Origin of the sequence: Anoxybacillus andreesenii, from assembly GCF_030813005.1 — a bacterium.
In the GTDB taxonomy this organism is placed as follows: Bacteria; Bacillota; Bacilli; order Bacillales; family Cytobacillaceae; genus Robertmurraya; species Robertmurraya andreesenii.
Genome location: NZ_JAUSTU010000004.1, coordinates 136,892 through 161,321 on the forward strand (window position 1 = coordinate 136,892; position 24,430 = coordinate 161,321).

Sequence of the window (24,430 nt, forward strand, 5' to 3'; positions counted from 1 at the left end):
ATCAATCCTTTCCGGTTCCAGGGTTGGTCCTATTTTGCATGAGCAGTTGGAGGAGTAAAAGTCTCTTATATTTTTTGAGCTCCTTGTCCAAATCCTTTTTAGAAGGTGGTGTGTAGGTAGGAACATCTTCTGAAATCAACTCTTTTAGGTACCCATTCAAAATTTTCAGCTGTTCATCCACGGAGTCCAATTTTTCCTCATTTTGTTTAGTTAGCTTTGCTACATTAGCAACATCATTTTTTGTAGGGATATTTAATGGAATAGACATGGTCTCAGCCCATTCTTTTAGTCCTTTAATGAGGGGGGGCTAACAAATGAGCATGTCGGTGCAGATACTTTAGAATTTCTTTTTTATTCAAGCTGTCTTGAATATTTTCATTTAGCTTGAACTCCATTTGAAAACCGAGCTTTTTTAAAATGTTGTAAAGTTCTTGCAGTTGCTTTTCCACTCGATACCGCTCCTTTCTTTAAACTTATCTGATTATTAGTGAAACCGCTCCTTGAGCAGAGCTTACTATATAATAGACAAGCATCAAGAAAGAGTGCAAAAAATGATAGATTCGCCTTTGCCCTTTTGATGGAAGAGCTTAAGCGGAAGTATAGAGTCGAGAATATAATGGAATCCTAGATAGACAAATCATTAAAGGGATGAGTGGATGAACAAGGAACAAATTCAGGACGTATTTAATAGATGTGGTCTCGGAAAACTAGGAGAAAAACTATCCTATAAACTATGGATAAAGGGAATAGGAGAGGAGTACGATGAACAGAGCCTAGAGGACTTTCTCCTATCCTATGATTTACGTGATGATTGCGGGATGCTAGCGGATGAATTTCAGTACCACCTACAAATTTTCCGCGTCGTGGTACGAAATGAAGATTTACGTGCTGCTTTGATTTATCTATAGGCTAGATCATATTAAGAAGGGTCATCCAAAAGTCGTATTATCAACTTTTGGATGACCTTTTCTTAGATAGCTCAGTGAAAAGCGGTGATTACATCAATTCATTCGTTAAGCGAATAAATTCCTCTGCATCCTTAGCCATTAATTGAACTCCTGCCTCCCAGAAGTCAGGGCTGCCTAAGTCTACACCAAGATGCTTCATCGCTAACTCTTCTACCTTCATCGAACCAGTGTCACTCAATAAAGCGATATATTTGTCCTCAAATCCATTTGGATTCTTCAAATATTCAGCATAAATTCCGAGACTGAATAAGAAACCAAAGGTATAAGGGAAGTTATAGAACGGTACATCATCGATAAAGAAATGCAATTTACTGCACCAGAAATGAGGATGGTACTCGGATAGGCAATCTCCATACGCCTCCTTCTGAGCATTCAGCATGAGTTCATTTAATCTTTGCTCCGACACGATTCCTTGATTGCGCTCCTCGTAGAAGGATTGTTCGAAAAGGAAACGAGCATGGATATTTAAGAACATCGCTGTTGCATTCTCCATTTTCGTATTTAACAGGGTAACTTTTTCTTCCTTCGATTTCGCATTTGCTACTGTGGCATTATTAATAATTGTTTCCGCAAAAGTACTAGCTGTCTCCGCAACATTCATCGCATATCGGCGATTCAAAGCTGGGAGATCCTTCATGACATAGCTATGGAAAGCATGGCCCAATTCGTGAGCAAGTGTGCTCGTATCGGAAGGAGATCCAGTAAAGGTCATAAAAATGCGGGATTCCTTCCATTCTGGGAGACTCGTACAATACCCACCCGGACGCTTGTTCGGACGGTCCTCTGCTTCGATCCAGCGATTTTCGAGAGCGTGCTTAGCAAACTCTGTAAGCTTTGGACCAAAGCTAGCAAAATTCTCAATGATAAAATCGCATGCATCATCATATGTAAATCGCGGTGGTTCTACATCCCCGATAGCTACCGGAGCATCCACGTCCTGCCAGCCTAGCTTTTCCATCCCTAACACTTTTGCTTTCTGATTCAAGAAATCGATGAAAGGCTGTTTTTGATTGGCAACCGCTGTCCACATCGCATCCAGTGTTTCCTTTTCCATACGGTTGTACTCTAATGGCTCATCAAGGAAGTGGTCGCGGTTATGAACCTTTTGCAAGGTAAGACGATAGCCTGCTAAGTGATTTAGGTTTTCTGCAAACACAGGCGCAAATTTCGTCCATGCCGCTTCCCAGTTTTCAAATAACTGCTTTCTCACGCTTGGATCTGGATCGGAATACATCCGATTCATCGCCTGACCTACGGAATACTCCGTTGTTTTTCCTTCGTTGTCTGTAAATGGAATCGTCATAATGGAAACAGTCGTTCCATACAAACGGTTCCATGCTGAAAGCCCATCCTTATTTAACTCGGTGATAATATTTTCAACTTCCTCTGATAAAAGACGCTTCCCCTGATCGCGAATTTCATTTAATCTGAATGAAACAGTCGCAAGTTCTGGATCTGCTAATAGACTTTGCCACTCTGTATCTGCGATGGCAACGTACTTTTTGGTTAATGTGGTCGTGATATTTTCCACCTCACTGGATAAGTCAATCACCTGCCCCATCACCACATTCGCGTATTCATCATTGGTATAGGCATCATGAAACATATGTACAAAAGTCCCTGCTTGGCCTAAACCATTTAAAATCTTTTCCTGTTTTTTCAAGATTTCCTTCACTGGTTCAGCACTCTTGTTATCTTCAAAATGCCAATTTTGAATGTGGCTACGATATTCTTCGATTTCCGCTTTCAAACTAGTTAACTTTTCTTGTAGCTGTGGAGATTTCGTTCCCCCAGGAAAAATCGAATCTAAATCCCATGTGTCTACATACTTCATAACATAATCCCCATTCTGTGTTAGTTTTTATTTCTACTTAATTAAATATATCGGAAAATTTAATATTCGACAATTATTTTGAATACGTTGTTAAAGAGGGGAGAATTGAAAGATGTTGATGGGAGGTTTATGATAATAGTTAGAATTCTAAAGCATAATTCTGCTTTGTAAAAAAAAATGAATAACAAAATAATCGAACTTGATTCAAAAGGAGTAAGAGAAATGAATACATTAACATCCCTATTTTCAAAAACCTATCACATCGATTTAAGAGATGTTGATTTTACCAAAAAACTGAAATTGAGTAATTTGTTCAGCTATTTTCAAGATATTGCAAGTCAGGCCGCTGAAGTGCTAGGCTATGGTATTGAAACATTGGAGGAAAAATTTGGAGTTGCTTGGGTCGTAACGCGAATTCGAGTTGAAATTATTAGACTTCCAGTTTGGGATGAAGAAATCACGATTGAAACATGGCCACTTGACCCTGGGAAGGTAGAATTTGATCGTGATTATCTCGTCAAAGATGCGAATGGGAATGTCATCATTAGAGCAGTCTCAAAATGGGTAATCATGGACATTAAAGAAAGAAAGCTTAAGCGAAGTGAGCTGATCGGGATTCAATATCCAGAAAGCAGAACTGAACGAGCCATTGAAGGACGATTGGGCAAGCTGAAGGATTTTGGACAGTTAGAAGCAGCTTATGACAAAGTCATTGGCTATAGTGATATCGACTTCAACGGACATTTGAATAATTCCAAATATGTTGACTACATCATGGATTGTTTTCCTGTTGAAGACCACAAGAACTATTCCATTCAAGTGATTGATATCAACTTTTTACAAGAGGCTTTACCTGGTGATTCCATCAAACTAAACAAGGACACTACCAAGTTGAATGATCATGAGATCTACATCGATGGCGTCAATCAAACCAATGGGAATGTCGTTTTTAAATCACAGGTGACAATTAAGAGAGATAACTAGCATGATTTGAAATCGTTCGTCCTAATGGATAACTGTTTTTTGGAGATTAGTCCTTGATGTGAAAGAATTTGTTATATAGCCACAAAGTAAATAAGCAGCCCACACATTTTGTACGGGTTGCTTATTAGGTCTTTCTCTTCCTAAATGCGATGAAACCCCTTAGCTCATATCCTTTCTCTCTTGAAGCTCGGCTAGAATGGTAGGATATAGCTTGTCAATCTTAAAGAAAAATAGGAGAATCATTTGGATGATCACAAAGGTCATTGGTACATAAATATTTAATGCGATGATCATTTGATTAGCAAGTGGTGTTTGCTCCGAAAGTCCTCCTACATATCCACCGAAAGCTAAGAGCCAACCGATAAGGGCCAAGCCAAGACCCGATCCGACCTTCATCCCAAAGCTTGCGGCACTATTAATCAGGCCTTCTGTCCGTGTCTTGAAGCGCCAGTCCCCGTATTCGACGGTATCATTGACCATGGCCACAGTAAGAGCTAAGCCTGGCATCGCCCCAAGCCCACCAATCGCGGACCCAACTAGAAATGGGATTAAACTTGTTGGGTCAATCATTCGAATAAAGAAACCTGTTAAAAAGAGAAAGCAGCCAGCCAGAACCACATTTCTTTTTCCAAATTTCTCAACAAATGGACCTACAAAAAAGAGTCCAATCAACATCGGTGCTGATAGAGCTAAACCAACTAACGGGTAGTAGTTAATATTCCCTAAAATATACTGTGAATGGTATAGAACGGCCCCTTGCGTAAGCGCGATTGTGATATTAAAGCTGACACTATAAATCGTGACAATGACCCAATATTTATTATTAAATAACCCTTTTAACCCAACTTTAAACGGGACGCTTTCCTTTTGTTCTTTTTCTATCCCAACCCTTTCTTTGACAACACGGAATGTCAAGAATAATGTAATGATCGTTAGAATTCCATATAGAATCGAGAGATTGGTCCACCCAATCGAAGCAACTAATGGTTGAGTTAATGTCATAACCATTAAATTTCCGATCATCGTAAAAATCGCTGAATAAATATTGGCTAGAGAGCGACTATGCTGGTGCAAAGTCATGACACCCATTAATGTTTTGTAGGGAATAGCAATCATAGTAAAGAATATAATGAAGAGAAAGTATGTGGTATATACATAGATTAGTTTTCCGGTGTAGCTTAAATCTGGTACAGAGAAAAGTAGAACAGTTGTTAAGGCAAAAGGTACGGACGTCCACAGCAGCCAGGGCTTCGCTTTCCCATGTTTTGATTTCGTTCGATCAACAACATATCCCATTCCAACATCTGTAATGCCATCAAATAAACGAGCCAAAAGCATTAACGTCCCTACGGTCGCTGCAGCTAAACCGACACTATCTGTATAGTAAAAGGTCAAAAATGCTCCAATCCACGTTGATACTGCATAAACCCCAAAGCTGCCCAATCCATAGGACCATAATTCTTTACGCTTTGGCTGTTCCATTTCAATTGAATCATTTAATAGAATATCATCTTGCTTTGATTCAAGCATAAAAACTCCCCTTTCAATAAAGCGGAACTATAGAACCTAATACCTTGCAGAATCAATAGAGCATCTCACAGAGCATAATTAATATTTTAGCCACTATAAAAATAGTATTAATTTTGGATAATTCCCCCTTTAACGAGTCAATAGAAGGGTACTGCTTTAAGACAGTACCCTATTTCTCTCTATAAAACGCCTGCTTCACTCTCAGACATCTTGTAAATCTCTTCAATCTTCTTGCCTCTTGCGCGAGCAAGCACTTCCATCCTTACTTGAAGCTGCTTCATCGAAAATTCCAATGAGTCAATTGGCTTACCAAAAGCCGATACCTCTCGACCATCATTCCCCTCGGTATTAATTTGAACTGCAAGGGGAGTCAATTCTTCCATTTTTTTCATAACCACATCATAAATATGAGGATGCTCACAAATTAATCTTTGTAAAAGGAAGGTGCCATATCCGATATGTCTTGACTCATCCTTCTTCAGATAGCCAATCCCTTTAAGAAGACCAGGCATATACCCAATATCTTCTAGTGAATTATAAAAGGAATAATAACCGGTTTCGGCAAGGACTCCCTCAACAAACATATTATAAACAGTCGAAGCTTCCGCAATGGCTTCAGGTGATTGGTCTGTTGTAATCCGCTCCATTGAGGTTGGTAAAATCTCATAAAATACCTTTTTATAGGAGTCAGAATGAAAATGAGCTAAATCCCCTCGTTCACCAATTGCGTTAAGAACTAATCTAAAGAATTCCGTATGTTTTGCCTCCTCAAATAAGAAGGTTGTTAGGAACATTTCCTCCTCTAATCTGCCTTCCTTTGCGATGGCCATCATTAGTGGCAGTAAGTCAAGGGTAACAGCTTCCTCCCCCGCCTGGAACATCGAGATTAGACGGAGGATCCCCTCCCGCTGCTCATCATTCATTTTCTTCCAGTCCTCCACATCCTGGGAAAAGTCAATGTCCATCGGATTCCATATACCAAACTTCTTTGCCTTTTGATAAAGACGATATGGCAAGGAATCCTCCTTTAAACCTCTACTGCTCGTCGTCAAAATAACTCTTTCACTCATCTTACATCCTCCTCAAATGAATTCTTTATATTTTGGATTGGCAAAACAATAAGCTACTCGATTAAACTTCCACAACTATCGGTTTCTTTGAGCCTACCTCTCTTTTACCCTCTATCCCATCAATAGCCACTTTGGCAATATTTTCACGGTGATAATAACTGTCACCTAGAACCGCAGCACTTCTCCTTGCCCGTTTAAAAAATAAATGCATATCATTCTCCCAGGTATAGCCAATTCCTCCATGCATTTGAATTGCATCTCCACAGACTTGAACTCCGTTACTTGAGGTATAAGATTTTGCAATCGAAATCGCAAGATCTGCATCCTCATTGTCAGTATCCACTGCCCAGGCTGCATATTCGATGGCTGATTTTCCACTTTCGACCTTCAAATACATATCAGCGGCCATATGCTTTAAAGCCTGGAAGCTACCAATTAATTTCCCGAATTGTTTTCGCTGTTTCGTATATTCAACGGTGTCATAGAGTGTGCGTTCTGCGCAGCCAACGATCTCTGCTGACAACAGCAACGCCCCAATTTTGAGCATCTGCTCCATTAATTGATGACCAGCACCCATTCCCATCCTATTTACGACAGCGCTTTCATTTAATGGATAGTTTAGTAGACTGACCTCATAGAGTGGATAGGTTAAATCCATCGAATTTGCGTCTCGAATGACTAGGTTTGGATTTTTCGGGTCAATTAATACCAATGTTTCTTCCTCGTTTGGAGTTTGGCCCATCCCTAGAATTCGTACATTGGCTAAGATAACATCCGCATCCTTTGCAAATGGGACTTCTCGCAGTGTTCCATCGATCACATAGCCATTTTCTGACCTTCTTGCCTTGGCATCGACGCTGGTCCAGGCAACCGTAAGGACCTTTTCCCCACTCTCAATCTCAGAAGCTACTTCTGCCTGTTTGCTACAAGTCTTTAATGCAGCTAATCCTACCATCGATTCAAGGAGGGGGTATGTTAATAAAAACCTCCCTGCTTCCTGGGCAACTAGAATGGCATTGACCATTCCCTTCCTATCCTGTGATCCATTCAAATCGATGATTCCCAGTAGGCCCTGATCAGCTAAGAGCTTATGCAGACCTGGTGGGATGGTCTGCTCCTTCATAAATGCACGAACATGTTCAGGAGTATTCTTATTTTTGAACATGTCTCTTACACTTCTTCTCAGCATCTTCTCTTCATCATTAAATCCAAAAAACATCCAATCACCCCTTACCTTGGCATGCCAAGAACTCTCTCGGCTATGATATTTTTCTGAATCTGCGTCGTTCCAGCATAAATCGTTTCCCCGCGAGAACCAAAATCTATCTCCTGTAGGACTCCACGTCCTACACTTTCTTTTCCAATATAGGGGCCTTCTTCCCCTAATATTTCCAACCCAATCTTTCCCATATTCACATGCATCGTTGACCAAAATAACTTTTGTAAAGACGCTTCAGGCCCTAATTTCCCTTCATTTAGAAGCTGACTGATCGTTTTTAAGCCGTGATACCGTAGAATTCGGATTTCCGCAAATAACTCTGCCATCTTTTGACGATAATAGCTGTTCTGACTAATGCTTTCGCCGTTCTTTTTCAATGATTCACTGATTTTGACCATCGTATTGAACTCATTTTGGAAGCGGACTTGTCGTCCAAGAGCTAGTGTTCCCCTTTCGAAGCCGAGCGTTCCCATCGCTACCTTCCAACCGTTGTTCACACCACCGACCACATTTTCTTTCGGAATGGAGACATGATCAAAAAACACTTCATTGAAATCTCTATTTCCATTAATTTGAACCAATGGTCGTACGGTGATCCCTTCGCTGTCCATCGGCACGAGAAAGAAGGTAATACCCTTGTGGGGTGGGAGTTCTTGATCCGTCCTAGCTAACACAAAGCACCAATCAGCATGATGGGCGAAACTAGTCCAAACCTTTTGCCCGTTAATCACCCATTTGTCATCAACTAGCTCTGCCCGAGTCTGGATCGCAGCTAAATCAGACCCAGCATTTGGCTCCGAAAAGCCTTGGCACCACACCTCATCTCCCCGCAATAGCGGAGGAAGAAAGCGTTGTTTCTGATCCTCTGTCCCAAATAATAGTAGGGTTGGACCAAGGAGAAGCTTCCCTAATACATTAATTCCTCCGGGTGCATTTAGCTTTCCTGCTTCTTCATTAAAAATGATATCTTCCACATGTGTAAGTCCTTGACCTCCGTATTCCTTCGGCCAGGCAATTCCTGCAAAGCCACCCTCATAAAGCTTACGGTCCCAATCCCTTAATATCCTCCCTCGTTCCACTTCATCATCTGGCCACTCGAACTCCGGTGTTCCCCAGCCTTCCGGGATGTTGTTAATGAGCCATTCCCTGGCATGCTGTCGATATTCTTCCTGTTTTTCATTAAAAGAAAGATCCATTCATTCCACCTCTTTTGCGTATTCATTTCATGTTCTAAATTATTTTGGTAAAGATCTTTTGCCTGTTAGAATCAATGATGTAGGTTTCCAGTACATATAAATCTTATTCAGTTTTATCCTTCTAATGCTAAAACATTAAAACTGGAGAAGCTTTTGGGAAACATATAGGAAGCTTTGTCGGCTAATTATAATAATATTACAAAAATTTTGACTATTCAATATAATTTTACTATCTTTTTTATCAGATAATTCCTAGATCATTCCCCTAATAATTAATTTGTCCGAAAGCACATACATTTGGCTTTACGATGATGAATTCTAGTATTCCATTTGGAAATTCAGTCGTGATTTCTTCAATTTTTGAAGAGGCACTTTAGTTTTAAAAAAATCCACTTCTCATAAAGAAAAGTGGATTTTAAGCAGCCTTATTTTTTCCCAATATTCACCCAAGTGATGAAGCGCTCAATTACCCCATCAATAAAACTTAATGTCGATTCATCTGTAAGCATTCCATTTTCAAATTTAGCCCCTGCATGATTCACTAGTACTTCATTGCCAGCTGGAGGAAGAACACGCGCAGACAAACCTGGACTTGCTAAAATTTGACGTAAGTGTAATTGAGCCCGTAGCGTCCCCACCTGACCTGTTGAAACCCCAACAATCATCGCTGGTTTCTTCTGCAATACTTTGTCTACACGTGATAGCCAATCCAATGCATTCTTTAACACCCCTGGTATTGACCAATTATATTCAGGAGTGGCAATAATAATCCCATCAGCCTCTGCAATTTCTTTTTTGAATTGCTGCACCATTTCATTTGGATTGTTTTCCATATCTTCATTATAAAATGGAAGCTCTTTAATATTGGCTATCGTAATTTCCATTTTTTCCCGATATCTTTTTTGAAGTGTCTTCATAAGTGCCAAATTATAAGATTCATCCCTAATGCTACCTACTAATGCGACTATTTTCATTGTTATCACTCCATTTTATGTATTTGTGATTTTGCTTTGGATAAAAATCTCCTTGATTAGAACCACCATCTAATTATACCAACCATTTTCAAATTTAGAAAAAAACAGCCCTCGTTATCATTTCCCGACAGAAATCTCCCCTCCTCAAATAAAAGGTGCAACGTGTAATTCGCATAAAATAACTAGACTCGCAAATAATGTATATATCTTTCCAGAAGGGAAGTGAGCGGGATGCAAACATCTGAATTAATCATTCGAATTGTGATCGGGTTTATTGGATTACTTATATTGACAAGGATCATGGGGAGAAAGGAGATTAGTAAAATGACCTCCTTTCATTTTGTCTCTGCTATTGCCATTGGCTCTATTGCCGCAAACTTTGTCCTCGGCCCCAGTATTTCTATTAAACATGGATTAATTTCCCTAATCGGATGGACCATATTCACACTACTTATAGATATCATCGATTTTAAGTCAATGTTGATTAAGAAAATTACTTCAGGAGAACCAGTTATTGTTATCAAGGAAGGCAAAATCATTGAGAAGGCACTTCGAAAAAATCGACTAGACGTTGATACATTAAAAGCACTGCTTAGAGACAAAAATATTTTTAATTTTTCCGATGTCGATTATGCGATTTTTGAAACGAATGGAAAGCTTTCTGTCCTCCCAAAGGAGCAGAAGCAACCCATCACAAAAAGCGACTTGGAGCTTTCAAATATGCCTAAAAATATGTTTCCACTTACGACCGAGGTTGTCTCCGATGGAAAAATCATCTCTGAAAATTTAACAAAATTAAATCTTGATGTAAATTGGCTTCATCAACAACTCCTTCAAGCAGGTGTAAAGTCTGTTGAAGATGTGTTCTATGCTGAAGTTCAAGAGGATGGCTCCCTCTTTATAGATAGTAAAGATAAATGATTGAACTAGAAATAGAAAATAGTTAATCCATTAACTGCCTTTTAGAAAAAGATGCACGATTACAGAAGAGAAATACATTTGTATTAGAGGACTTTATTAACATATTTTGATATGATAACTAGGATATTTATTAGAAGGAGAAATTTTACGGTGCTGAAGAAATTACAAGTTCTTTTTCAAAATACGGTTATGACAGAAAACCCGGCCACTTATTCTGGTAATGAATATATTTGGTTAAAGGAAAACAGAGCGGATCCCATGTGGCTGGGAATCCCAAGTACAGAGGTGAACGGGGAGCAGCTTCGATTATTAAACACGTTATTTGAAAGCTATCTCCCGGATCAAAACCAAAATTATGGAAGCGGGAGCTTGTGGTACTCCTATTTATTTCATGAAGCATCCCTGCCACCAACGGAATCAGCGAATCCTATCCGATTCATACAAATTCAATTTGACGAAACGAAACAAAATCATATTGAAATGAAGGATGCTGTCCGTGAGTATTTCCATAACTGTTCCGCATTTTTGTGGTTAAATGACTACTCTGCCCTTATTATTGAAGAGAAATCCAAGATTGTCTATGCTGAAGAAGACTTTCACTCCATTTCTATCACGCTCGAAAATGATTTTTATATGAAGTCTTCCCTTTTCATTGGAAAATTTAGAACTCCCTCTCTTGAACTTCGTGAGTCATTCTTTCACGAACAACAGCTCTTTCATGAGGCCAAGGAGATTTTAAAGAAGGAAAGAATATTCACCTTCGAAAAGAGCCTCCCGATCATCGTTGCAAAAAACCTACCAGAGACAACCCTTACACTTCTTCGCAATGATGTCGTCAAAATTCTAACGGAAGATCGCGAACTCTTACGAACACTAGAAGTCTTTCTTGAACAGAATTCCAACGCATCTGTTACAGCCAAAAAACTATATATTCATAGAAATACATTACAATATCGCTTAGATAAATTCACTGAAAAAACAGGTATTCCCCTTAAAGGGATCGAAAATGCGATCACTATTTACTTAGCCTGCAAAATGGCTGCGACACAGGATTAATAGACAATCTGCCCAAAAATATGATTCATTTTTTTGTGCACCCTGTCATTGTTTATGAACCCTCTTCAAGATAAACTATGAATGTAAACACTTTCATGGAAATGGGGCTTACTATCAATGGCAGAATTAAAATTAGAACATATTTACAAAGTTTACGATAACAAGGTTACAGCCGTACAGGATTTCAATCTACATATCAAGGATAAGGAGTTTATTGTTTTCGTTGGGCCATCTGGTTGTGGAAAATCTACAACTCTAAGAATGATTGCTGGCTTAGAGGAAATTTCTAAGGGTGATTTTTACATCGATGACAAACGCGTCAATGATGTCCCACCTAAGGACCGAGATATCGCAATGGTGTTTCAAAACTACGCTCTTTACCCACATATGACCGTATATGATAATATGGCATTTGGTTTAAAGCTTCGTAAATTTTCGAAAGCGGAAATCGACAAGCGTGTCAAAGAAGCCGCAAAGATTCTCGGACTGGAAGAATATTTAAAGCGGAAACCTAAAGCTCTTTCCGGTGGACAACGTCAGCGTGTTGCATTGGGCCGTGCAATTGTGCGTGATGCGAAAGTGTTCTTGATGGATGAGCCTTTATCAAACCTCGATGCTAAGCTCCGTGTGCAAATGCGTGCAGAAATCGTTAAGCTTCACCGTCGTTTAGAAACGACAACCATTTATGTTACCCATGACCAAACTGAAGCGATGACGATGGCAAGCCGCTTAGTTGTCATGAAGGATGGGATTATTCAGCAGGTAGGTACACCGAAGGAAGTCTATGAATCTCCTGAAAATATTTTTGTCGGTGGTTTTATCGGTTCTCCTGCTATGAATTTTTTTAATGGAAAAATTGTTAAGGACCAATTTGTCATTGGAAACACTACTCTTCAAATTCCTGAAGGAAAAATGAAAACCCTACGTGAGCAAGGATATGAAGGCAAAGACATTATCCTTGGTGTTAGGCCCGAGGACATTCATGATGAAGAACTATTCATCCAGGCTTCGCAAGGCACGGTTATTCAGCTCAAGGTAGATGTAGCGGAGCTGACAGGGGCGGAAACAACGATCTATTCAACCCTTGAAGGCCAAGATATCATCGCTCGTGTGGACTCTCGCAGTGATATTCATACAGGTGACTCCTTGCAACTTGCGCTGGATATGAATAAAGTTCACTTCTTTGATAAAGAGACTGAATTACGAATTCGTCCGTAGATTAGGAAAAGGGCTGTCCCAAAGGTAAGTTATCCTTAACTTTTGGGACAGCCCTTTCACGATTATATTCACATAAAACAATCAATAGGTTTAATCATTTCATCATCTTCTTGTAGATTCACGTCTAACTAATTCTATTTCTAAAGTAATATTTACATCGAATGTCTCTTCACGGTTTTCAACCGCTTTTATTAAATGACTCGTAGCAATCTCCCCGATTTTATCAATTGGCTGTTTAATTGTGCTGATTTCAGGGTGAACGATTTCCGCCAATTGAATCCCATCAAATCCAATAATGGCTACATCCTTTGGAATCGATCGGTTCTGCTTCTTAAAGGCCTTCAAAGAACCAATGGCCATTAAATCATTCGCATAAAAAACACCATCTACATCTGGATATTCCTCTAGCAGCCTTTCCGTTTGTACCGTACCGCTCGCTAACGTAAAGTCTCCTTCAAGGATAAATGGCTTAAGCTGATGCTCCTCCATCGACCTCAAATAGCCATTCATTCTCTCTAGGGCAGGGAACAAGCTATTTGGTCCGCTAATATGGGCAATTTTCCTGCAACCAATTTCAATTAAATGATTAACAGCCAGACAGGCTCCTTCAAAATTATTGACGGAGACTGAATTTTGCTGCTCGGGATGCACGGCTCTATCAATGCATACAAAAGGAATCGATAGGCCCTGCAAGAAACCTTGGGCGTCACTGCTTAACTCTGACGCCGCAAGAATAAAGCCATCAATATAGTTGCTTTTAAATTGATTCCAAAAATCAGGATTTTGCAGCTCATCTTCATTTGTATTCATAAGCAATAACCGGTAACCATTTGTCTTGGCAACATTCTCAATCGATTTGACTAGCTCTGGGAAAAAGGGATTCGTAATATCAGGTGTTACAAATGCGATTGTATTCGATTTTTGCGTTGCGAGACTTCGAGCCATCGCATTCGGTGTATAGTTAAATCGGTCCAATACCTGTTGGATCTTTTTCTCCGTTTCAGGACTGGTGTAACTAACTTTATTGATATATCGCGAAACGGTTGCAACCGACACCCCTGATTCACGAGCAATGTCCCTAATCGTTACCTTTTTTCTATCCACGACGATTCTCCTAAGCTATGATATCATCTATTTTATCATATTTTTTGAAGCCTACTATTCATATTACGGTCTCACTTCGACTTTTTCAATGATACAGCCACCTGCTTCAGATAAAGCAAAGCCGAACATGCCATGCTCCCAAGTGGAATCTGTATAAGACAGGACATTCTCTCCATTGATTCTTGCCGAAATATGAGGACCTCGTACTTCCACTTCAAGTTGATAGGTTGTTCCGATTTCCCAGTCATAATCGATCGATTTCAAACATGTCAAACCAAAATTTTGTAAATGAAGCGCCACCTTACCCTCACCAGCAAACCCTACTTGATAATACTTTTGCGTTCCTTGGGCGCGGAACAGGATCGCATGATGCGCTCCAGCTGTTGGAGTAATCGTTCCACGAATGACGGCATCCTTCATATAGTAATGTCCCGTAAATGAAGCGCAGTTCGTATCGCTTTCTACCACCATATTCCCGTTCTGCAAACTCCAATTCCCTCGATGGTGGGCAAAAGGAGTTACACTTAAAAATTCCACCGCTTGTTTTGCAAAATCAATATCATAACTTTGAGCCCCATAAATATGGAATTCATCCATGAACAATTTTCCAAAGAATCGCTCTGTTAGGGAGGAAGGGCTCTCAATCGCAAATCCAACCTCCTCGACAAAGGAACCATTTGTATCAGGAATAACAAAGGAGATTTCTTGCCATTCCTTTTCCTTGAGCTTTTCTTTTTGTAGCTCCGTTACTTCTTTTGTATAGGTATTTCGGACATAAGGGGTGATATAGAGCTCAGCTCCTTGAAATTTATCAAGATATAATTTCAACGATACCGTCTGCCCACTATACGCTTTTGGAGCAAAAGTCGGCTTATACTTTTCGTCGTTAAACTCATCCCTTCGATAAAAGGTTTGATAATAAACCGTGCTTTTCTCACCCTCATACAATCGATCAATAAAAATTTCTAGGCTGCCCGGAGATTGATACCCAATTGTATCGTTAGCCTTTAAAATCGTCTTAAAAGGGAGGCTAGTTTTGAACCCATGTGTGGCTCCAGGAAGTGAAAAATCAAAGAATACCTCTTCCTCTTTGTAACTATCCACGAGGACATTTGGTGCAGGCTTGTCAGCTAAGCGATATCCTAATAATGCGACTGATTTCACAAAGGTTGGAATATCTAAAATATTTAAGTAGCCTGACACACTAGAGGTGACAATCGTATCATTAATCGGCTTCCGATATTTTTCAGGGATGCCATCAATCCCTACGAATGTGCCAACAATTGACCCCACATTGCCTGCATTGCAGTCGGTGTCCCAGCCACAGGCGGTTGCAATTTCGATCGTACGGGCTAAATCCCCTCTCCCATAATAAAGGGCTAATGCACACACACCAGCATTTGGAATAATATGACATACTCCTGTATATTTGTCATAGCCCCACTCATTTTCAAGATATTCACGGCATTTCCAGAAATCATCCGGATACTGTTCATACACTTTTTGAACAGCCCGGATCACCTTTGCATAGGTGGAATCCGCTGGAATTTCAGCAAGACCCTCATCGATCACTTCTTGGATATTTTTTGCGGTGAAGGCACTAGCGATACAAGCTGCTATGAATCTCGCACCATAAAGTCCATTTTGATCATGGGCCACACTAGCAGCAATTTCCGCATAGTCAGCCGCTTTGTTAGGATTGTCTGGGAAAAGCCAGCCCCATGTATCAATGAAAATTTGTCCGCCAATTTGCTCGGCCATGATTAAGCCATTTGTTTCTGCTGAACCAGATTGGGGAGCGGGTATTCCTCTTAATAAATTGAGGTAAGCTGTATGCTCCGTGCTGATGCCGTCACCGCCCCACCAGAACATCCCTATACCTTCTCTCGTATAGTTCAGCCACGCTCTTGCCACATCCTGCGGCTCCATTTCCCGGTTCACTGCATCATCCAACAATGCACGAATAAAAAAGACAGGTCCGTTCGCATCATCGTCGGCGGAGAAAATTTTGTAATCTTTCAGGTAGCCATTAACTTCACCATATACATCTCGGATCATCTCAGGCGTCCATTCGGTTGGTTCAACGGGAGCACCTAAGCGGATACCAGCGTTCATCCCGATAAAGCCTGCATAAACCTTCTGTAAGTAAACGTTAGGTATCACTATAAAACCCTCCCATTTTAAGAAAGAATCTTCCTTACTTTTTCCAATGCCTCTAAATCTTTTTCAATAATCAATTTCGCATTTCCAGCAAAAGCGTCGGTAATTTCTTCAAAGTTTAAGTGATTAGCAGATTCAAGGAGATGAATGTCTTCCGATTTAATTACGGGAGCCCCGTACATAGCGCCAAGAATAACTCCAATCATGACACCAATGGAGTCCGTATCTCTGCCTGAATTGATTCCATCATAAATGGATGGATAGAATTCTCCATTGTTATAGACAATGAATCCTAATGCAAGAGGTAACTCTTCAATAGAACCTAATCTACTTGGAGTATAATGGTTTGAAGGAATTCCTACCTTCTCCATTTTTCGGGACACATCATCACCCATTGGTGAAAATGGCTTTATCGCCTCATGAAAGGCAGCCACCACTTCATCAATGGCTGCATTCTTTTCTCGAAGCTCCACTGCCAAAGTCGTGATCGCTTTAATCGCCTCTTTCGTCCCATCCTTAGCAAATTCGATGGCAGTATCAACAATTGCTTCCACGGTTACATTTTCTTCAAATGCCTTCGCCACACATGCCGCCAACACCCCTGCGGCTTCTAAGCCATAGCTCGTTTGATGACCCATCGCAAAAAGAATCGCCTCATCGTAGGCAGCTTTTGGATTACCAGCATTGACCACACCAACCGGCGCAATATACATCGCAGCACCACAGTTAATCATGTTTCCGTAGCCGCCTTCTCGCGGCTCACAATTGGCCAATGTATGGCGAAGAAAAATATGCTTTTCCGGGTAAAAGAGTCTCTCAATGATTAACTCTTCCCGACCAAATTCAGGAATAAATCGTTTACGAAATGCTATTTCTTTAACAAACTCATTCGCCATGTCATAGGCATCTAAATGCCTTTTTTCGATATTGTAGACATTGCAAAGAGCTAATGTCATCAGCGTATCGTCGGTAATAATTCCATTCCCTCGCTTTTTGCCTCTATTCACATCATACCCAAGATCTTCCTTGTACCATCTTGTTTTCAGAGATTCTACTCGACCATACTTTTCCTTTATTTCTTGATAGCTTAGTTTTTCTACAGGGGCACCAAGTGCATCACCTAGTGCCGCCCCCATCAAAACTCCCTTCACTCTCTCTTTAAAATTAACCATTCATCTAACTCCCTATTTAATGTTCTCATTGGCATATTTTGTTAGGTCTTCTCCGCCAGCTTTATACCATTTTTCTACGAATTCATCAAAGGCATCCAGAGGCAATTTACCTGTTATAATATCAGCGGAGTACTCTTTGTATAGGTTTTCCATCGCATCCCATTGTGCGACATACTCCTCAGGAATATTGAAGGAATTATCTTCAGCAAAGAAGCTACCAGCTAGTTCTTGAGATTCAACAGCAGGTGTACTTAACATTGGAGTCTTTTCACTGATTGGTGTGTCAAAATTGACTTCGCTTGGCTCCCAATAACGTGCATACCATTCAGCATAATATTTATCAGTCAGTTCAATTTTGTTGTCTACCACATTATAATGCTCGCCTTCAAATCCGAGACGGTCGAACTTCTGACCTTCTGGGCTTGCAAGATAATCTAGAATTTCAAACACAAGCTCTTTGTTTTTAGATAAGGCGGAAATAGCAAGTCCTCTGGACTCTTTTGTCACATTCGCTGCTCCAAATCCTTGGTATTCTCCTTTTGCTGGAGGAAGAATCGCCAGTTCTGCTTCCTCTCCATTTACCTCTTGTACTCTGCTATTATAGAAATCTACTACTTTCCCATTGGTACCGACAATCACACCTGTTTCTCCATTATAGAAGGCATCTTCCTTTGTATCCCATTGCTTTGTTAAATATTCTGGATCTAGAAGTCCTTCCTTATACAATTCACTATAGAATGAAAGTTTTTGTTTCTCCTGATCGGAAACCTTCTTGAATACATAGCCATCATCTGTATTTAACCATGTTTTGTTGATGCCAAATGCCATATCAAAAATGAAGTTTAATTCACTAATATCTCCTGCAACCGTTGTTGCATATTTAACCTTGCCACTTTCAACTAACTCTTTGAAAAATGCTTTGTAGTTCTCAGTCGTCGGATCAGCTAGTAAACTTTGAGAAGAACTCATTTCATTGAGCCAATCTTTTCTCACCACAGGAACCTTGTAATCAATCGGCTTCACCCAAAGCAAGTATGGATAATTCTCCAATCTTGAAACATTATGAGGATGCAGAATATTTTTCAAATGCTCTGACTTCTCAATATATGGGCGAAGATCCTCAAGCAAATCCTGGTTCGCAATTTGCTCGTCGCCTCCTTGGAAATAAATTAAATCAGGGATTTCTCCGCTGTTTAGTAGCAGGCTTAATTTTTCTTTATAATCCCCTTGCGCTACTTCTACTAGTTCAAATTCTACATTGATATCTTTGTCTTTCTTCAGGTTTTCCGCTAATTTTTCATAATATTGAACAGCTACTGGGTTGGATGGTCCCTCATCCTTGTATGCTACTTTAATAACTGTTTTCCCATCTTCGGTCTTTGTTACTTTTTCTTTCTTATCATCATCTGAACTACAAGCGGCTAACAATCCAATCACTAATAAAGCGATGAGCCATAAGCTAAATTTCTTCATAAAATTGAACCCTCCAAATATTTGTTTTTTTGTCTTTGAAAACACATTTTCTAGCTGAAGGTTTGTCACCCCCTTTAAAATGACAACTTATATCATAGGCTCTTACAAAATACAAAAGAGGACTGAGCCATGAAGGGAGCCATGTATAACCTATATCAATCTTTTACTCCACCATCCATTGTTCCTTTTGTGAAATACTTTAGGATAAGCGGATACAATAGCAACAAAGGAATGATCGCAATGATAATTGTACTCGCCTGCAGGGAGCCAAAGTCGAGGCTGGCAAGCATTTCTGCCGACATATCCATTCCAGACAACATCGTCGTATTATCTTGTTTCACAACGAACTGGCGTAGTACGACCTGCAACGGCCACTTATTAGGATCTGTAATATAAATCGTTGCTCGGAAATATTCATTCCAGTGATACACACCGTAGAACAAGGTTAGCGTTGCCAATGCTGGTTTCGACAAAGGTAGGACAATGCTTGTAAAGATGCGAAAATGTCCGGCGCCATCGATTCGTGCAGCTTCAATTAAGCTTTCCGGGATTTCCTGGAAGAATCTCATCAAAATAAACAAATAATATACATTAATTGCTTTGTACAGAATCAATGATGCATATGTATTCAACAAATTTAAATCCTTCATTAATAGATATTCTGTAATCATCGATGGCTCAAATACCATAATTGCGATCAGAAAGAGGAGCACAACCTTTTTTCCGACAAAATTCGTACGAGCTAACACATACGCCATTAATGAAGTTAGAAATAGATTAATAAAGGTACCCACAATCGTAATAAATACTGAATTAGCAATACTTTTGAGAATTAAGGGGTTGGATAAAATAATTTCATAATTGATAAAGGAGAATCCTTTTGGGATAACACCTAATCCCGTCAATTCCTTAACTCGAGATGGGTCTGACAATGACATTGCTACTAGGTTTAGAACGGGTATTAATACCGCTAAAGTAATAATAAATAAAACGAAATAAATAATACTTCGTGTCCAACTTAATCTTTTCATCTATATCCCCCCTTACCAGACACCTTTTCCAGTAAATCGCTTGGATAAGAAATGCGTACTTAGGATTAGAACAAGTCCGATAACTCCCTTAAATAGACTCGCAGCAGTCGCATAAGCATACTGTCCATTCAATAAACCGATTCGATATACATAGGTATCTAGTATATCTACCTTACTAATCACTGAATCATTCATAAGGTTAAATACTTGGTCGAACCCTGCATTCATAAAAAAGCCCAAATTTAAAATAAAGACGGTGATGACTGTACTTGCCATTGCAGGCAAAGTAATATAGCGCATTTGCTGTAATGTATTAGCTCCGTCAAGCTTGGCAGCTTCATATAATTGCGGGCTTATTTTCATTATCGCTGCAATATAAAGAATGCTATCCCAACCGGCACTTCGCCACATTTCAGAAAATACAAGGACCCAGCGGATATGTTCCTTGCTCGTCATAAAATCAAGCGATGGAAGCTGAAAAAACTCTCGAATGATATTTATACCACCATTCGGGCTCAAAAAGCTGATCCATATCCCAGCAATCACTACCCATGAAAGGAAATGGGGCAAATACGATACAGACTGTACATATTTCCGGTATGGTCCATTGCGTACTTCATTCACCATTAATGCTAGAATAATAGGTATGGGAAAAATAAAAATGATTTTCATCGAGCTGATAATGACCGTATTCTTTAGGACATCAATAAAAGCAGGTGAACTAAATAAGATTTTAAAATGCTTTAATCCAACCCATATGTTTTCCCCAATGATGCGATAATCTTGGAAGGCGAGCTTCATCCCGATAATAGGAATAACATGGAAAATGACAAAGAAGATGATTCCTGGTAAAAGCATTAAATAGAGGATCCAGTCCTCGCAAATTTTTCTCCATATTTTCTTCACAAGATATCACCCCTTTATTTCGATGTCTAAAATATCCTGTTTATAGGGCATCCCTGATTGGGCTCCTTTTTTTGTCACAGCCAAACTGGCAGCATATGTCCCATAGCGAATACATTCTTCCAAAGGCTTCCCCTCAGATACAGCTACTGTAAAGGCACCTGAAAACGTATCCCCTGCTCCTGTCGTATCAACTGCGTCCGTTTTTCTTGCTGGAATTTTGACTATCTCTTTCCCATCGAAATAGACAACTCCCTTTTCGCCACAAGTGATTAGAAGCTGGTTCGCATAGTCCAATAAGACATCGTTCATCGCTCGGTCATCATCGGTTACAATTGCGTATTCGTGTTCATTCGGTGTTAAGTAGGTGATCTTTTTTAATAAATCCCGGGAAAGTTTTTGCGCTGGTGCCGGGTCAAGAATGATCGTCTTCTTGTTCTCATGTAAGATTGGAATAAGAAATTCAAGCGTCTCGATTGGGATTTCCATTTGCAATAGAAACACATCATGCTGTAATAATGCATCGAGATTTTGTTCAATATATTTTACATTGGTATATTGATTCGCTCCCGGAACGACAATGATTCGGTTTTCACAATTATGAAGCTCAATAACCGCCGCCCCAGTCGAAATATTTTCAACTAGATTCATATGTTCGATGTTGATCTTTTCATTTTTAAAATGAGATAACAAAACATCCTTTTGCCCATCGTTTCCAATCGAACCAAATAAAGTAACTTCCCCGCCTAAGCGGGCAGCCGCAACTGCCTGGTTTGCTCCCTTACCTCCGAAGGACATAAAAAAATGATCTCCAATTACCGTTTCTCCAAAGTTTGGAAGGGTTTTACTTTCTACAAAATAATCAATATTAATGCTCCCTACCACTGCTATTTTTTTCAATTCTATCTACTCCCGTCGATTTCCAAGTTCATTAATGGTGCATGCTGCTGCGCCCCATACACATCCCGATCTCCAGCGGTGCCAGAGGAAACCGTTCTCGCCATCGTAATCTTAATCCCTAATGCTGGGTCAAAAAAAACAAAGTGATGTATATCCGAAACGGAAATATTATAAGCCTCCGCCACTTTTTCCTTTGTCATGACATGAGACTGTTTTACTCGTTCATATACTTCCTTCTCGTCAAATAAGATGTCCATCGTGAATTCAAAAGGACCAGAATTTTTGCTTCGCAACACTTTTGCAAGCTCGAATAATTTTGCCATCAGTCATCTGCCCCCAAAAATTCAACTTTAAATGGATTTTCATCCACTTCCATTAAATGATAAATCGAAAATTCATAGACTGGCCCGAAAGAAACATCACTCGGAGCGAAAGGAAAAGCTAAATTCCCTGCCGTTGATTTTCTTCCGTCGTAGCCATAATGAAGGTATGTCGAACGGAGATTTGCACAAATCGTGTCGGCTAGTTCCTGGCTTTTTGCCAATACTTCAAACATGACACCTATTTCATGTCCACGAAAGGGTTCTGGTTCATTTTCACCAAGTACTGCATTTTTTCCATAATGATAAAAATGAATCTCGTAATCCTCTTGAGGAATCTCTGCAAAATAGTCGGTTACCTGCTCCAGTACTTTCTTTTCTACATCCTCTAGTTGTGCCAATAAAAGTGGATCGCGTATCCCAGCGATAACAAATGTACGATAGGACCTCTTTCTCGCACCCTCTAGCTTTAGACAAAAGGATTCACTTGGAACATACTGGCTGTTCTCAACCTTGATTACGCCAGCAGATATTTCCGTAAAGGTACATTCTGATAAATCCAGCATAAAGCCAGGTCCATGCAATAAATAAGGATGTTCCTTTTCATAGAAAGTATGCGCCGCCACACTTGTCGTTGTACATGTTCTGTTCGGGTTTAAGGATTCAATCGTAAAAGAATCAGCGTAAAGCGTACCTAGAATACTGTCCTTTGTCGTTCCTGGCTCCGCACATAACGCACCGCATTCCAGAATTTTCCCCAAATGATAAGAAAGGCCCTTGTCCATTCCATGGTAGATCCCAATAGCTGCAAATGGGGATGGGTCATATGCTCGGCCACAAACGATAATATCCGCTCCTCCCTCTAGCGCTTCCAATATCGGTTCATGTCCCATCTGGGCAACAATAGAGGTTGTCTCTCGAATGGTTTGCTCTGTAAGCTGTGGGATGTTTTCAGATAATGGCTTAATCTTCCCGTTTTTCTGCATTTTTACGATATATTCATGCTCAAAGTCTGCCCAGATAACAGCTATTTTGGCCTGGTAGCCCTCTTCAGTTAATATTTCTTTCATGATTTCTAATGTGCTTTCGACATGGGGCCTAGCACCAGCCCCCCCAGCGGAGCCAATGATAATTGGAATTTTATGAGGAATGCCTTTTTCAAGCATGATCTTCAAATCCTTTTTCACCGCATGCTTACTGACAATAGATACGCCAGCACCAAGCTTATGCGGGCCTGCATCTGTTGAGCCTGCATCCACAACAATTCCATGAATTTCTTGATCAAAGGCTCGTTCAAATGATTCTTTCGGAAAGCCATAACCAAGCATTCCACAAGGTGAAACAATTCTAATAGCTGACTTCATGTATGTCTCCCCCACTTATGTACTATTTGCTTCTAGCAATCTATTAGGTAACCGGTTACACATTAATGAAATAAAAAAATCATATGTGTAACCGGTTACGCAAACTGTCAAAAAAATATGAAATCGGTTACATATAGAATAATCAACCGTCTAGATTGTGTCAATATTTTTTTGGGGAGGATATCCCGCTCAACTTAGCTTTAGCAATATCCTCACTGATTATTTCTTAGTTGCATTATCTTGTTTATTAATAAATATTGTCGCTTGTTGTGAAAATTAGTGTTCGTTAAGATTCGACAAAAAATAAAAAATCGCTAAACCTTGATATACCAATACTTCAAGAGGTTTAGCGATATTATTATTAATTCTATGGCGGGACCGCCTGGGAATCGAACCCAGCTGAGACGGCACGCGCCTCACGTACGGTTTTGAAGACCCTTCGGCATGAATCCGTCCAATCAATCCGCTCAATCAGCGTAAAATCAACTTCCGTCCAATCACCCGTACGGTTTTCGGTCAATCATCCGCACTGTTTCCGTTCGTCTCTTACGGTTTCATTATAAACGAAAGGTGGCGCGGCGGTCAATCTTCGACCACTTCCACCGCAGTAATGTCCGACAGGTTTATTCGAACGAAGCCTTCCGCCGATTTTACGCGAAGTTGCGACGTTATCGGGTCGACGTAATGCACACGGCCAATTAACTCCGAAAACCTACCCGCCTCCCATAACGTAAACTTTACCGGCAAATGGTATTCCATTGCGTAGTTAATGCGCTCGTCAAATTCTGCGAGCTGATACTCGTCGACCTCCGGCTTTTCGAAGTGGTAGTATTCATCGTTAAATCTGCGTAATAGCGCGACTTGCTCCGGCATAAAGAACCCTTGCCATTTTAGTTTCCCGCGGTCACGCAGTTTCGGATTGTTTTCGTCCTGCATACTCGTCAGTCCTCTCGGTTGTTTTACCGTTATTATACACGAACAAACGTTCGTTGTGCAACCGTATTTCGGAATTTAGACATATTTGCCGATAGGA

23 protein-coding genes are annotated in these 24,430 nt (G+C 40.1%); 5 read left to right on the plus strand and 18 right to left on the minus strand.

Going from position 1 to position 24,430, the window contains the following annotated elements:
* Nucleotide 1: 1 nt before the first annotated feature.
* Nucleotides 2-268, minus strand: a complete 267-nt coding sequence (locus J2S07_RS05770; protein ID WP_307149456.1) for a hypothetical protein — start codon at nt 266-268, stop codon at nt 2-4.
* 25 nt (nt 269-293) lie between these two features.
* Nucleotides 294-449, minus strand: coding sequence for a hypothetical protein (locus J2S07_RS05775; RefSeq protein ID WP_307149457.1), 156 nt, complete (start codon nt 447-449; stop codon nt 294-296).
* 207 nt (nt 450-656) lie between these two features.
* Here J2S07_RS05775 and J2S07_RS05780 point away from each other — a divergent pair, with 207 nt between their 5' ends.
* Nucleotides 657-908 (plus strand): hypothetical protein, encoded by a 252-nt coding sequence (locus tag J2S07_RS05780; RefSeq protein WP_307149458.1) that lies wholly within the window; start codon nt 657-659, stop codon nt 906-908.
* An 88-nt stretch (nt 909-996) separates the two neighbouring features.
* On the opposite strand, the gene J2S07_RS05785 is transcribed toward J2S07_RS05780, so the two are convergent.
* On the minus strand, nt 997-2,802 hold the full coding sequence (locus J2S07_RS05785) for a M3 family oligoendopeptidase (protein WP_307149459.1): 1,806 nt from the start codon (nt 2,800-2,802) through the stop codon (nt 997-999).
* A 222-nt stretch (nt 2,803-3,024) separates the two neighbouring features.
* On the opposite strand from J2S07_RS05785, the gene J2S07_RS05790 reads away from it, so the two are divergent.
* Nucleotides 3,025-3,786: an acyl-[acyl-carrier-protein] thioesterase gene (locus tag J2S07_RS05790; protein ID WP_307149460.1), complete on the plus strand. Its 762-nt coding sequence runs from the start codon at nt 3,025-3,027 to the stop codon at nt 3,784-3,786.
* Nucleotides 3,787-3,945: 159 nt separating this feature from the next.
* Here the strand turns inward: J2S07_RS05790 and J2S07_RS05795 are convergent, their stop codons facing one another.
* From J2S07_RS05795 to J2S07_RS05815, 5 genes are all read right to left on the minus strand, one after another.
* Nucleotides 3,946-5,316, minus strand: coding sequence for an MFS transporter (locus tag J2S07_RS05795; RefSeq protein WP_307149461.1), 1,371 nt, complete (start codon nt 5,314-5,316; stop codon nt 3,946-3,948).
* A 179-nt stretch (nt 5,317-5,495) separates the two neighbouring features.
* Nucleotides 5,496-6,386 (minus strand): R2-like ligand-binding oxidase, encoded by an 891-nt coding sequence (locus tag J2S07_RS05800; RefSeq protein ID WP_307149462.1) that lies wholly within the window; start codon nt 6,384-6,386, stop codon nt 5,496-5,498.
* Between the two features lie 61 nt (nt 6,387-6,447).
* Nucleotides 6,448-7,605 carry an acyl-CoA dehydrogenase family protein gene (locus J2S07_RS05805; RefSeq protein WP_307149463.1) on the minus strand — a complete coding sequence of 386 codons (1,158 nt, stop codon included), beginning with the start codon at nt 7,603-7,605 and terminating at the stop codon, nt 6,448-6,450.
* An 11-nt stretch (nt 7,606-7,616) separates the two neighbouring features.
* Nucleotides 7,617-8,801 (minus strand): acyl-CoA dehydrogenase family protein, encoded by a 1,185-nt coding sequence (locus tag J2S07_RS05810; RefSeq protein WP_307149464.1) that lies wholly within the window; start codon nt 8,799-8,801, stop codon nt 7,617-7,619.
* A 425-nt stretch (nt 8,802-9,226) separates the two neighbouring features.
* Nucleotides 9,227-9,775 carry an NADPH-dependent FMN reductase gene (locus J2S07_RS05815; RefSeq protein WP_307149465.1) on the minus strand — a complete coding sequence of 183 codons (549 nt, stop codon included), beginning with the start codon at nt 9,773-9,775 and terminating at the stop codon, nt 9,227-9,229.
* 231 nt (nt 9,776-10,006) lie between these two features.
* Between J2S07_RS05815 and J2S07_RS05820 the strand changes: the two genes are divergently transcribed.
* The 3 genes from J2S07_RS05820 to msmX all read left to right on the plus strand — a co-directional run bounded on the left by J2S07_RS05820 (nt 10,007) and on the right by msmX (nt 12,970).
* Nucleotides 10,007-10,696, plus strand: coding sequence for a YetF domain-containing protein (locus J2S07_RS05820; protein ID WP_307149466.1), 690 nt, complete (start codon nt 10,007-10,009; stop codon nt 10,694-10,696).
* Between the two features lie 150 nt (nt 10,697-10,846).
* Complete coding sequence (locus J2S07_RS05825) at nt 10,847-11,752, plus strand: PucR family transcriptional regulator (protein WP_307149467.1); 906 nt, start codon at nt 10,847-10,849, stop codon at nt 11,750-11,752.
* A gap of 117 nt (nt 11,753-11,869) precedes the next feature.
* On the plus strand, nt 11,870-12,970 hold the full coding sequence (gene msmX, locus J2S07_RS05830) for an oligosaccharide ABC transporter ATP-binding protein MsmX (protein WP_307149468.1): 1,101 nt from the start codon (nt 11,870-11,872) through the stop codon (nt 12,968-12,970).
* Nucleotides 12,971-13,072: 102 nt separating this feature from the next.
* On the opposite strand, the gene J2S07_RS05835 is transcribed toward msmX, so the two are convergent.
* From J2S07_RS05835 to J2S07_RS05880, 10 genes are all read right to left on the minus strand, one after another.
* On the minus strand, nt 13,073-14,074 hold the full coding sequence (locus tag J2S07_RS05835; protein WP_307149469.1) for a LacI family DNA-binding transcriptional regulator: 1,002 nt from the start codon (nt 14,072-14,074) through the stop codon (nt 13,073-13,075).
* A gap of 63 nt (nt 14,075-14,137) precedes the next feature.
* The gene (locus tag J2S07_RS05840; RefSeq protein WP_307149470.1) at nt 14,138-16,237 is read right to left on the minus strand and encodes an ADP-ribosylglycohydrolase family protein; all 2,100 of its coding nucleotides are present in this window, start codon (nt 16,235-16,237) and stop codon (nt 14,138-14,140) included.
* Nucleotides 16,238-16,254: 17 nt separating this feature from the next.
* Entirely contained in the window at nt 16,255-17,406 is a 1,152-nt protein-coding gene (locus tag J2S07_RS05845) for an ADP-ribosylglycohydrolase family protein (RefSeq protein WP_307149471.1), read from the minus strand.
* Between the two features lie 12 nt (nt 17,407-17,418).
* Nucleotides 17,419-18,879, minus strand: a complete 1,461-nt coding sequence (locus J2S07_RS05850) for an extracellular solute-binding protein (RefSeq protein WP_307149472.1) — start codon at nt 18,877-18,879, stop codon at nt 17,419-17,421.
* A gap of 155 nt (nt 18,880-19,034) precedes the next feature.
* Nucleotides 19,035-19,910, minus strand: coding sequence for a carbohydrate ABC transporter permease (locus tag J2S07_RS05855; RefSeq protein ID WP_307149473.1), 876 nt, complete (start codon nt 19,908-19,910; stop codon nt 19,035-19,037).
* A gap of 12 nt (nt 19,911-19,922) precedes the next feature.
* On the minus strand, nt 19,923-20,768 hold the full coding sequence (locus J2S07_RS05860; protein WP_307149585.1) for an ABC transporter permease: 846 nt from the start codon (nt 20,766-20,768) through the stop codon (nt 19,923-19,925).
* 54 nt (nt 20,769-20,822) lie between these two features.
* A complete protein-coding gene (rbsK, locus tag J2S07_RS05865) occupies nt 20,823-21,713 on the minus strand; it encodes a ribokinase (RefSeq protein ID WP_307149474.1) in 891 nt (296 codons plus the stop codon).
* Between the two features lie 2 nt (nt 21,714-21,715).
* Nucleotides 21,716-22,036 (minus strand): DUF4387 domain-containing protein, encoded by a 321-nt coding sequence (locus J2S07_RS05870; protein WP_307149475.1) that lies wholly within the window; start codon nt 22,034-22,036, stop codon nt 21,716-21,718.
* Complete coding sequence (locus tag J2S07_RS05875; RefSeq protein WP_307149476.1) at nt 22,036-23,397, minus strand: acyclic terpene utilization AtuA family protein; 1,362 nt, start codon at nt 23,395-23,397, stop codon at nt 22,036-22,038. The genes J2S07_RS05870 and J2S07_RS05875 overlap by 1 nt, the downstream gene beginning before the upstream one ends.
* 582 nt (nt 23,398-23,979) lie before the next feature.
* Nucleotides 23,980-24,333: a YolD-like family protein gene (locus J2S07_RS05880; protein WP_307149477.1), complete on the minus strand. Its 354-nt coding sequence runs from the start codon at nt 24,331-24,333 to the stop codon at nt 23,980-23,982.
* Between the last annotated feature and the right edge of the window lie 97 nt (nt 24,334-24,430).

Excerpts from the sequence above, each read along its gene's own strand:
- J2S07_RS05770 (WP_307149456.1), bottom strand. The coding sequence starts at position 268 with ATGTCTATTCCATTAAATATCCCTACAAAAAATGATGTTGCTAATGTA.
- J2S07_RS05780 (WP_307149458.1), top strand. The coding sequence starts at position 657 with ATGAACAAGGAACAAATTCAGGACGTATTTAATAGATGTGGTCTCGGA.
- J2S07_RS05785 (WP_307149459.1), bottom strand. The coding sequence starts at position 2,802 with ATGAAGTATGTAGACACATGGGATTTAGATTCGATTTTTCCTGGGGGA.
- J2S07_RS05790 (WP_307149460.1), top strand. The coding sequence starts at position 3,025 with ATGAATACATTAACATCCCTATTTTCAAAAACCTATCACATCGATTTA.
- J2S07_RS05795 (WP_307149461.1), bottom strand. The coding sequence starts at position 5,316 with ATGCTTGAATCAAAGCAAGATGATATTCTATTAAATGATTCAATTGAA.
- J2S07_RS05800 (WP_307149462.1), bottom strand. The coding sequence starts at position 6,386 with ATGAGTGAAAGAGTTATTTTGACGACGAGCAGTAGAGGTTTAAAGGAG.
- J2S07_RS05805 (WP_307149463.1), bottom strand. The coding sequence starts at position 7,605 with ATGTTTTTTGGATTTAATGATGAAGAGAAGATGCTGAGAAGAAGTGTA.
- J2S07_RS05810 (WP_307149464.1), bottom strand. The coding sequence starts at position 8,801 with ATGGATCTTTCTTTTAATGAAAAACAGGAAGAATATCGACAGCATGCC.
- J2S07_RS05815 (WP_307149465.1), bottom strand. The coding sequence starts at position 9,775 with ATGAAAATAGTCGCATTAGTAGGTAGCATTAGGGATGAATCTTATAAT.
- J2S07_RS05820 (WP_307149466.1), top strand. The coding sequence starts at position 10,007 with ATGCAAACATCTGAATTAATCATTCGAATTGTGATCGGGTTTATTGGA.
- msmX (WP_307149468.1), top strand. The coding sequence starts at position 11,870 with ATGGCAGAATTAAAATTAGAACATATTTACAAAGTTTACGATAACAAG.
- J2S07_RS05845 (WP_307149471.1), bottom strand. The coding sequence starts at position 17,406 with ATGGTTAATTTTAAAGAGAGAGTGAAGGGAGTTTTGATGGGGGCGGCA.
- J2S07_RS05850 (WP_307149472.1), bottom strand. The coding sequence starts at position 18,879 with ATGAAGAAATTTAGCTTATGGCTCATCGCTTTATTAGTGATTGGATTG.
- J2S07_RS05855 (WP_307149473.1), bottom strand. The coding sequence starts at position 19,910 with ATGAAAAGATTAAGTTGGACACGAAGTATTATTTATTTCGTTTTATTT.
- J2S07_RS05860 (WP_307149585.1), bottom strand. The coding sequence starts at position 20,768 with ATGCTTTTACCAGGAATCATCTTCTTTGTCATTTTCCATGTTATTCCT.
- J2S07_RS05870 (WP_307149475.1), bottom strand. The coding sequence starts at position 22,036 with ATGGCAAAATTATTCGAGCTTGCAAAAGTGTTGCGAAGCAAAAATTCT.
- J2S07_RS05875 (WP_307149476.1), bottom strand. The coding sequence starts at position 23,397 with ATGAAGTCAGCTATTAGAATTGTTTCACCTTGTGGAATGCTTGGTTAT.
- J2S07_RS05880 (WP_307149477.1), bottom strand. The coding sequence starts at position 24,333 with ATGCAGGACGAAAACAATCCGAAACTGCGTGACCGCGGGAAACTAAAA.